This is a genomic window from Leifsonia sp. GW821-FHT13C09 (genome assembly GCF_058806435.1).
In genome coordinates, this window is the sequence record NZ_JBXAPS010000025.1 from 1 (window position 1) to 7,521 (window position 7,521).

General features: G+C 63.9%; 9 protein-coding genes and 1 tRNA gene. 8 read left to right on the plus strand and 2 right to left on the minus strand.

Going from position 1 to position 7,521, the window contains the following annotated elements; genetic code table 11:
* Positions 1 to 261: 261 nt before the first annotated feature.
* The 4 genes from AC1ROW_RS21995 to AC1ROW_RS22010 all read left to right on the plus strand — a co-directional run bounded on the left by AC1ROW_RS21995 (position 262) and on the right by AC1ROW_RS22010 (position 2,010).
* Positions 262 to 621: a hypothetical protein gene (locus tag AC1ROW_RS21995; protein ID WP_493021805.1), complete on the plus strand. Its 360-nt coding sequence runs from the start codon at positions 262 to 264 to the stop codon at positions 619 to 621.
* Positions 622 to 799: 178 nt separating this feature from the next.
* Positions 800 to 1,417 (plus strand): DUF2510 domain-containing protein, encoded by a 618-nt coding sequence (locus AC1ROW_RS22000; RefSeq protein ID WP_493021807.1) that lies wholly within the window; start codon positions 800 to 802, stop codon positions 1,415 to 1,417.
* 85 nt (positions 1,418 to 1,502) lie between these two features.
* Positions 1,503 to 1,751: a type II toxin-antitoxin system Phd/YefM family antitoxin gene (locus tag AC1ROW_RS22005; RefSeq protein WP_493021809.1), complete on the plus strand. Its 249-nt coding sequence runs from the start codon at positions 1,503 to 1,505 to the stop codon at positions 1,749 to 1,751.
* Entirely contained in the window at positions 1,744 to 2,010 is a 267-nt protein-coding gene (locus AC1ROW_RS22010) for a Txe/YoeB family addiction module toxin (protein ID WP_490764097.1), read from the plus strand. The genes AC1ROW_RS22005 and AC1ROW_RS22010 overlap by 8 nt, the downstream gene beginning before the upstream one ends.
* 83 nt (positions 2,011 to 2,093) lie before the next feature.
* On the opposite strand, the gene AC1ROW_RS22015 is transcribed toward AC1ROW_RS22010, so the two are convergent.
* Positions 2,094 to 2,600 (minus strand): hypothetical protein, encoded by a 507-nt coding sequence (locus AC1ROW_RS22015; RefSeq protein ID WP_493021811.1) that lies wholly within the window; start codon positions 2,598 to 2,600, stop codon positions 2,094 to 2,096.
* 260 nt (positions 2,601 to 2,860) lie between these two features.
* On the opposite strand from AC1ROW_RS22015, the gene AC1ROW_RS22020 reads away from it, so the two are divergent.
* From AC1ROW_RS22020 to AC1ROW_RS22035, 4 genes are all read left to right on the plus strand, one after another.
* A tRNA-Lys gene (locus AC1ROW_RS22020) sits at positions 2,861 to 2,924 on the plus strand.
* Between the two features lie 253 nt (positions 2,925 to 3,177).
* The gene (locus AC1ROW_RS22025; protein ID WP_493021813.1) at positions 3,178 to 4,818 is read left to right on the plus strand and encodes an ABC1 kinase family protein; all 1,641 of its coding nucleotides are present in this window, start codon (positions 3,178 to 3,180) and stop codon (positions 4,816 to 4,818) included.
* A 50-nt stretch (positions 4,819 to 4,868) separates the two neighbouring features.
* Positions 4,869 to 5,915 carry an alpha/beta hydrolase gene (locus AC1ROW_RS22030; RefSeq protein ID WP_493021816.1) on the plus strand — a complete coding sequence of 349 codons (1,047 nt, stop codon included), beginning with the start codon at positions 4,869 to 4,871 and terminating at the stop codon, positions 5,913 to 5,915.
* A 100-nt stretch (positions 5,916 to 6,015) separates the two neighbouring features.
* Positions 6,016 to 6,381 (plus strand): hypothetical protein, encoded by a 366-nt coding sequence (locus AC1ROW_RS22035; RefSeq protein WP_493021818.1) that lies wholly within the window; start codon positions 6,016 to 6,018, stop codon positions 6,379 to 6,381.
* Positions 6,382 to 6,602: 221 nt separating this feature from the next.
* Here the strand turns inward: AC1ROW_RS22035 and AC1ROW_RS22040 are convergent, their stop codons facing one another.
* Positions 6,603 to 6,839 carry a hypothetical protein gene (locus tag AC1ROW_RS22040; RefSeq protein ID WP_493021820.1) on the minus strand — a complete coding sequence of 79 codons (237 nt, stop codon included), beginning with the start codon at positions 6,837 to 6,839 and terminating at the stop codon, positions 6,603 to 6,605.
* Positions 6,840 to 7,521 lie beyond the last annotated feature (682 nt).

Sequence of the window (7,521 nt, forward strand, 5' to 3'; positions counted from 1 at the left end):
AACTCACTGCGGCATAATCACCAACAGCTGATCCCGCACGGTGTCGAGAAACTCCACCACTCAACGGGACGCCACCCAGAGCCAAAGGAGAGGAACCAAAGGCAGGAGCCAATGGAGATCGAACGAGATAGACAAAGCGGAGAACGAAAGAGGAGCAGGGATGAACCAATACAGGAGGTAGAAGCGAATGCACGCAGGCACTTTAAGTGGGGCCCTTCGGCAGCCCAGTGAATGACAGCGGTCGCGTGTAAACCGGGTTGCATGGCAACTCGAGGGAATTCGAGCAAGAGGAACCGACGCGAAGCGTCCTACGCACGACAGCGCCAAGCACACGACGCCGCCGCTGCACGACATGCTCAAGAGCGCGAGCAGGAGGCCGCGGAGCGGCACGCCGCCGACGCGATGTCGGAGCTGGTAGCTAAGTGGGGCACGCGCGTCGACGCCCTCAAAAGGCTTCAGGATGTGTCACTAACCATCGAGCGACTCCGCAGCGAACAGGATGCGGCACTGATCGAGCGCGACACTTTGATCGCGCAACTGCGCAGGGCCGGTGAAAGCTGGAACTCGCTCGCGTCCCGCACCGGGCTCACCCGCCAAGCCCTAAGCAAACGTTCGCCCTGACCCGCCGGAGACTATAAGTAGCCAACACTCCGCCGGGCGAAGAACGACCTTCGACACACTTCACTCCGCCTGTCCGCCGTCGTACTCAGTCCGCATTGCGCACATATGATCCGTATGGACTGACGAGCGAAGGGGCAAGGTCTGGAATGATGTTCCGTCGATCGCACGGGGTCCGCGAGTGACCGCCCCCGCTGGCTGGTATCCGGACGCGCATGGTGTGCTCCGTTGGTGGGACGGGTACCGCTGGACCGATGCCGTGCCGACGCCACCGGTGTCGACACCGGCCCCCCGCGTGGCGAGCGGTACTCCGACGAACACGGCGTGGATCTGGCTCGTAGTGGTTGCGCAGGCCGCGATTTTCGCGTTCGCCGCCGTCGCCTTGATCCAGGTTCAGCCGCAGATGCAGGCCTTCCTTTCCGCGTTCAAATCCGCAGCTAATGGCAGCACGTCGGTCGTGCTCGAACGCGAGACCGCTCTGTTTGGCAACCCGTGGTACATCGGCAACGTCATCTTCCCGTTCGTGGCGTGCGGGTCAGCGGTCTGGTTTGCCTACCTGGACCGCAAGGCACTTCAGCATCGCGGTTATGACCGGCCATTCCACTGGGCGTGGGCAATCCTCGGGGTGTTTATGTACGCCTGCTCGTTGGTCTATGCGATCGGACGGACTGTTGTGGTCCGTCGGCGAGGCGGTCACGGATTCGCGCCGATGATCGTTTCGATCGTTATTCAGACGGTGGGGCTCGTTGGGGTCGCGTTCGCTGACTTTTGGATGTTGGGGGCCTTGGCCACGCATTAGCGAGGGGAAACACCTCGCGCCCCCACGGACCCGTCGTCAAACCCGCACCCAAGTGGTACGATATCTTGTACCACTTGGAGGAGTCATGGCCATCACAGCAAGCGAGGCCCGCAGCGACCTGTTCGGCCTCATCGAACGCGTCAACCTCGACCAGACCGAGATCGAGATCACATCCAAGCGCGGCTCGGCCGTGCTGATGTCGAAGGACGAGTACGACGCGCTGCTCGAGACCACCTACCTCCTGCGCTCCCCCAAGAACACTCGTCGCCTCATCGACGCCATCGAGAGCGCCCGCTCGGGAAACATCACCGAGCACGACCTGACCAGTGAGTGACCGCAAGCTCGCCTGGACTGCCGGTGGCTGGGAGGACTACCTGTACTGGCAGGGCCAGGATCGGCGAACGCTCAAGCGGATCAACCTCCTGATCGAAGACATCCTGCGTGACGACCCGTTCGAGGGCGTCGGCAAGCCGGAGCCTCTCAAACACGCGCTGGCTGGGGCCTGGTCCCGTCGCATCGACGAAGCCAACCGTCTCGTCTACCTGGTGGACGACGCCTACGTGATCGTCCTGCAAGCTCGCTACCACTACTGAGACAGCTGATCGGCAGAGAGCTCCATTCCTGGCGCTTTCCGAACGCATTGGCTCAACACTCAGCGACGATGCGTTTCACAAGTTCACTCAGAGGAGCCAGTGATGGCGCGATAGCTCAGCCCGAGCCCGTGACCTACTCCAATGCCGATGCCGAACGCGACTGAGGACGCGGCGGTGAAGACCGCGATCGGGGCAGCGAAAACGAGTGCGCCAACGGCGGCGCCGATGTCACTGTTTGGCTGCGGCGACTCCGCCATGCCAACGACCGCGATCATCGGGATGACGAAGGCGACGATGAGCGACCCCGCAAACCAACAACTGAACCGTACGAGTGGTGCGGTCGAGAGAATTCCTAGCGACACCCCACATGCTGTGGTTAGCGCGCAAAGTCCCCAAGCAATGGGCTGCAGACCGGAAACGAGCTTCGCGGAGCCCGCGGTCGACTGATCCAAAGCGATTGCCGCCATGATTGCTGCGAAACAGACGCCGATAGCCCAAACCGTGGTGACCCGCACTGGCCAGACGGTCTTGGCGCGAGGTTGACGCCTCGCGGCTGCCCGGCCCAATGTCACACGCGTTGGAATGGTCATCGCTGAGAGCGTATGCGTTGGCACCTGACGAGCGAGTCATTCGCGCGACGGATCTTCCCGATCTCTGCCGTCCCTCCGTCAATGCCTGAGAACGACTGGCGCACGGCCATCGGAGCCGTCGATTCTCGGGTGCGGCGCACTGCCAACTCGCGATCCGTGCCCACACTTTGCCCACACCTGTATGAGATCACCTGGGGTCATTGTGATCTCAATGGGTTCCAAAAGCGCGGAATTCCGCGGATTCTCAGAGCCGCAGCTCCCCTGGCGCGGGACCCGAGCGGACTTTTAATCCGCGGGTCGTGGGTTCGAGCCCCACGGGGCCCACCCAGTCGCGCAGCACCCTTACACCAGAGACGATCTCCCCGTCCGGCACGTTCGAGCACCAGCACCGAGCACCGTCATCATCGCCGACAGTCCGAGAGCATCACTACTGACTCGACCACCTCCGAGACCCAGTTCGCGGCGGCCCGCGGCACCTCAGCCAGGTGACTCCCGCGGAGCCGGGCCGACTCGTCGCCGGAAGGCGACGCCCTGGTCGGGCTTCCCGCCGGTCCGGGATCACGCCGAGAATGAGCGGATGAGCAGTCGTTTGGGCCGATACGAGCAGGTCGGTGAAGTTCTCGCGCGTCACGGTCTCGGCTTCCTCGCTGAAGTCATGGGCGTCGGCCGCTGGTTCGGCAACCGGCGTGCCTCCGGCGCTGACCGCCGTGACCAGACGACGACACCCGTGCGCATACGCCTGGCGCTGGAAGACCTCGGGCCCACCTTCATCAAGCTGGGCCAGCTCCTCTCGACCCGCTCCGACCTGTTGCCGCCGCCCTACCTCACTGAGCTTTCGAAGCTTCAGGATGCGGCGCCCGCCGTGCCACCCACGGAGATCCTCGACACGATCCGAGCAGAACTCGGCGCCGACGTAGAGGAGCTGTTCGCGGACTTCGACCTCGTCCCCCTCGCGTCCGCCTCGATCGGGCAGGCCCACGCTGCGCACCTGCACGACGGAACACCGGTGGTAGTCAAGGTGCGTCGACCGGGCGTCGTCGCCCAGGTCGAGGAGGATTTGGACATCGTGCAGAGCTTCGCCCGGCACGCGAGCCGCCGGTGGGAGCCCGCTCGCGGCTACGACTTGGAGGGGATCGCGCAAGATTTCGCCATCAGCCTTCGTGCCGAACTGGACTATCTGCAGGAAGGGCGGAATGCGGAGAGGTTTGCTGCGAACTTCAGCGCCGACCCTCACGTGCTGATCCCGCGCGTCATCTGGGAGAGGACGACCTCCCGCGTGCTGACTCTCGAACGCATGACGGGTATCAAGGTCAACGACCTGGAGCACCTCGATGCGGCCGGCATTGACCGCAGGGCCGTCGCGCGTCGCGGTGCCGACATGGTGCTCACGATGATCTTCCACGACGGCTTCTTCCATGCGGATCCGCACCCGGGGAATCTGTTCGTCACACCAGACGGCAGCATCGCGCTGATCGACTTCGGCATGGTGGGCGAGGTGAATGAGCAACTGAAGGAAGAACTCGCCGATTTTCTGATCGGGTTCACGCGGGAGAGTCCTTCGCTCCTTGCCTCCGCGCTGTACGCGCTCTCCGTCACCACGGAGGTCGAGGACCGGCCACGGCTCGAACGGTCCCTGGCCGGATGGGTGTCTCAGTACGCCGGCCGCCCACTGAACGAAGTCCGCTTCACCCGCCTCATCGGCCAGTTGCTCACCTTGCTGCGCGAGCATCACCTCCAACTCCCACGCCACATGGCCCTGCTGTTCAAGGTCCTGATCATGGTCGAGGGCCTGGGCGTCCAGCTGGACAACGAATTCGCGCTGGGCGACGTGCTCGCCCCGTACGCACGGCGACTTGTGGAGGACCGGGTCTCCGCAACCGCACTCGCCCAGCGACTTCTGCGCGCGTCCGGCGACGCGGCCGAGCTCTTCATCGAGCTTCCTCAACGACTGCGTCGAATCGTCGAGACTCTGGACGCGTCCGGGATCCAGATCCATGTACGCGCCGCCGAGTTGGAGCCCCTCGTCGCGCGTGCGGAGCGGATCGGCAACCGACTCGTCGCCGGAATGGTCGTAGCCGCACTCATCAACGCAATCGGCGGTCTCGTCGTCGGCGAGCGCAAGGGGCGGTCCTGGGTGACCCCGCTGATGACCGCAGGTCTGAGCACCATCGGCTCGCTCATCAGCTACCTCTTGTGGACCAGCCGACGCCACCGCTGAAGGCCCCTCGCCAGCGACGGATGTGGTCCGAGCGACGCTACGGTGAGTCCATGAGCCGCACTCGCGCCGACAATCCTCCACGCCGGCCGACCTCGGGTTTGGTCCGCCGGGTCCTCTTCCGCTCATCCATGGTTCTGCTCTGTGCGCGCATCGTCGCCGGCTTGGTCTCGCGGTCGCCCTGGCCGTCCGCTCTGATCATTCGCAAGGTCTTCGACAGGGGCGCGGCCGCACTGGTGACCCAGATGCAGCCATACGTGCCCACGTCCGGGATCTCCGCACAGACCGGTCTTCGGTATGCGGCCGGCTCGCCCGACACGACGTTCGACCTGTTCCGGCCGGACACCGCGAACACACCGCTGCCGACGGTCGTCTGGATCCACGGCGGCGCCTGGATCTCCGGGTCAGCTGCCGACGTCGAGCCATACCTGCGCATCCTCGCGGAACACGGCTACACCACGGTCGGCCTGAATTACACCGTTGGGCCCGAGGCAACCTATCCGACGGCGGTGCGCCAGCTCAACGATGCCCTCGCATTTCTCGTCGGGAACGCCGCGAGCCTGGGTATCGACCCGACCCGGATCTTCCTCGCGGGTGACTCGGCCGGTGCGCAGCTCGCCAGCCAGTTGGCGACTCTCACGACGAACCCGGACTACTCGCGCCGCCTAGGAATCGCGCCGACGCTCCGCGCCTCGCAACTGTCCGGTGTCATTCTGAACTGCGGAGTCTACGACCTCGACGCGCTCGCCGATCTGACAGGGATCAGGGCATGGGGTTTCAAGACCGCACTCTGGTCGTACTCCGGCACAAAGGAGTGGTCGCGGACAATCGTGGGCACGATGATGTCGACAATTCAGCATGTCACGCCGGACTTCCCGCCCACATACATCTCCGGCGGCAACGGCGACGGACTCACCCGGACCCAATCGGTCCCGATGTCTGCCGCCCTCGCGGCGATGAATGTCGACGTGACGCAACTGTTTTGGCCGTCTTCGCACGAACCGGCGCTGCCGCACGAATACCAGTTCCACCTGTGCCGAACCGAGGCGCGACAAGCGCTCGCTACGACCATCGACTTCCTTGCCGCTCACACGCTTTGATTGTGTGCGCTCCCCCGCTGTGCGGTGAGCACCTCATTCGAACGTCGCGTCCCGGCACGTTGTGGTTCGCCGGAACGAGTCATTTCGTTAGTGTGATGGCATGGCACAGCTGACTCGCGAAGGCCCTGACGCTGTCATCACCCTCTCGACCATCGAGAAGGTTGAGGGGCTGCTTGACTCGACGCGCTTTCCGGTTGCTCACGTCACCTCGCTAGAGGTACTCGACGACATTCACAAGCAGGTCGAGGGATGGGGGCGCGACTTCAAGCTCGCCGGACGATACACACCCAAGACAACCGCGGTCGGCACATTCCGGAACGGCGAGGGCGGCGGGATCACGCTTGCTCTGGTTCACTCCGATACGCCCCGCGGGCTGCAGATCGATCTGTCTGGGGAGTTCTATAGCCGGATCGTGATCGGCCTCGCAGATCCAGAGGCCGCGCGCGCAGAATTGCTCGGAAATTAGAGAAGAGGCTTCAGCCGCATCCGCCCTCTTGGCGTGTAGGGCATGCATGAATTGCCGGTGCTGAGCCATTGGAGGGTGGCGGCGAGGCAGGGTGCGGCATAGTACTTGCCGGCTCGGCCACCGCTGGAGCGACCGATCGCGTGATCAGCTCCCCCCGCTCTTCCTGCAGCGTATGCGGGCGGCTGCCTCGCTGTAGTCCAGAGCGTGCCGAGACGATTCGCTCAGCTTTGATTCGTGGCGATATCGACAAGCTTGTTGACTGCTTCAGGAAGTGTGGAAGCGACGATCGTCAGGCCCGGTTTCCACCAGGCCGTTACAACGAACCCTGGGTCCGACCGAACGATTGTGCCGACTCCCTCAGCCCCGCCGCCATCCTCCTCAAACAGGATGAAGGATCCGCCTTCGTAGAGGGTGAAGCGTCTGCGCTGCACCTCGAATTCATCGACCCTGCTCAGCATGACTTTTCCCCGCCTTGCCGTTCACATGCACGGCTGGGCCCCATGAGGCGACTCTCCACGGAGGGTTCGGGCTCGAGACGACTCGGTCGCGTCCACCTACGTCACCGCTCAGGATACGATCACGCATCCAGGATGGAAACCCCGGTCAGAAGCGCATTCGTGTACTGGATCGACGGTGCGCTTACCGGCTCCAATCGCTTGAGCCGACACCGGAGTCGAGATGGCTCGCGTCACGCGGCCCCCCGTCGCAGTGACGCGAGCCGGCCGCCGTTTGCGATCATCCACACCGCGTCAACCGCAGGTCCAGGTCGCGTCGGCGGCCGCCGACCCCCGATCCTGTGCCGGATCTTGAAGGATCTGCCGACTCCGTACAGCATCGCCCCACCGGCACATGCGGAGTAGGGCTTAAGACCCTGCAGAATCGCCACCACCGCTCTCAGCCCGCCCTTACCCCGCCAGGAACGACGATGCGCGTCTACCTACGCAGCATCGCCGTTCCCCCGACACACCGCCGACACATTCGACTGCGCGTGCACGGCACCAAGTCGATACCCCGGACGGTTACCGATATTCTGACTCACGAAATTTTACCGAGCTATTGAGGCAGGTGGCGTCCCTTGGGGTGGTGTAGTTCTTGGGCTTGAGTGTCACGTCGTTGACGTGGCGAGCCATCGTGCGATGG

Excerpts from the sequence above, each read along its gene's own strand:
- AC1ROW_RS21995 (WP_493021805.1), top strand. The coding sequence starts at position 262 with ATGGCAACTCGAGGGAATTCGAGCAAGAGGAACCGACGCGAAGCGTCC.
- AC1ROW_RS22005 (WP_493021809.1), top strand. The coding sequence starts at position 1,503 with ATGGCCATCACAGCAAGCGAGGCCCGCAGCGACCTGTTCGGCCTCATC.
- AC1ROW_RS22015 (WP_493021811.1), bottom strand. The coding sequence starts at position 2,600 with ATGACCATTCCAACGCGTGTGACATTGGGCCGGGCAGCCGCGAGGCGT.
- AC1ROW_RS22025 (WP_493021813.1), top strand. The coding sequence starts at position 3,178 with ATGAGCAGTCGTTTGGGCCGATACGAGCAGGTCGGTGAAGTTCTCGCG.
- AC1ROW_RS22030 (WP_493021816.1), top strand. The coding sequence starts at position 4,869 with ATGAGCCGCACTCGCGCCGACAATCCTCCACGCCGGCCGACCTCGGGT.
- AC1ROW_RS22035 (WP_493021818.1), top strand. The coding sequence starts at position 6,016 with ATGGCACAGCTGACTCGCGAAGGCCCTGACGCTGTCATCACCCTCTCG.
- AC1ROW_RS22040 (WP_493021820.1), bottom strand. The coding sequence starts at position 6,839 with ATGCTGAGCAGGGTCGATGAATTCGAGGTGCAGCGCAGACGCTTCACC.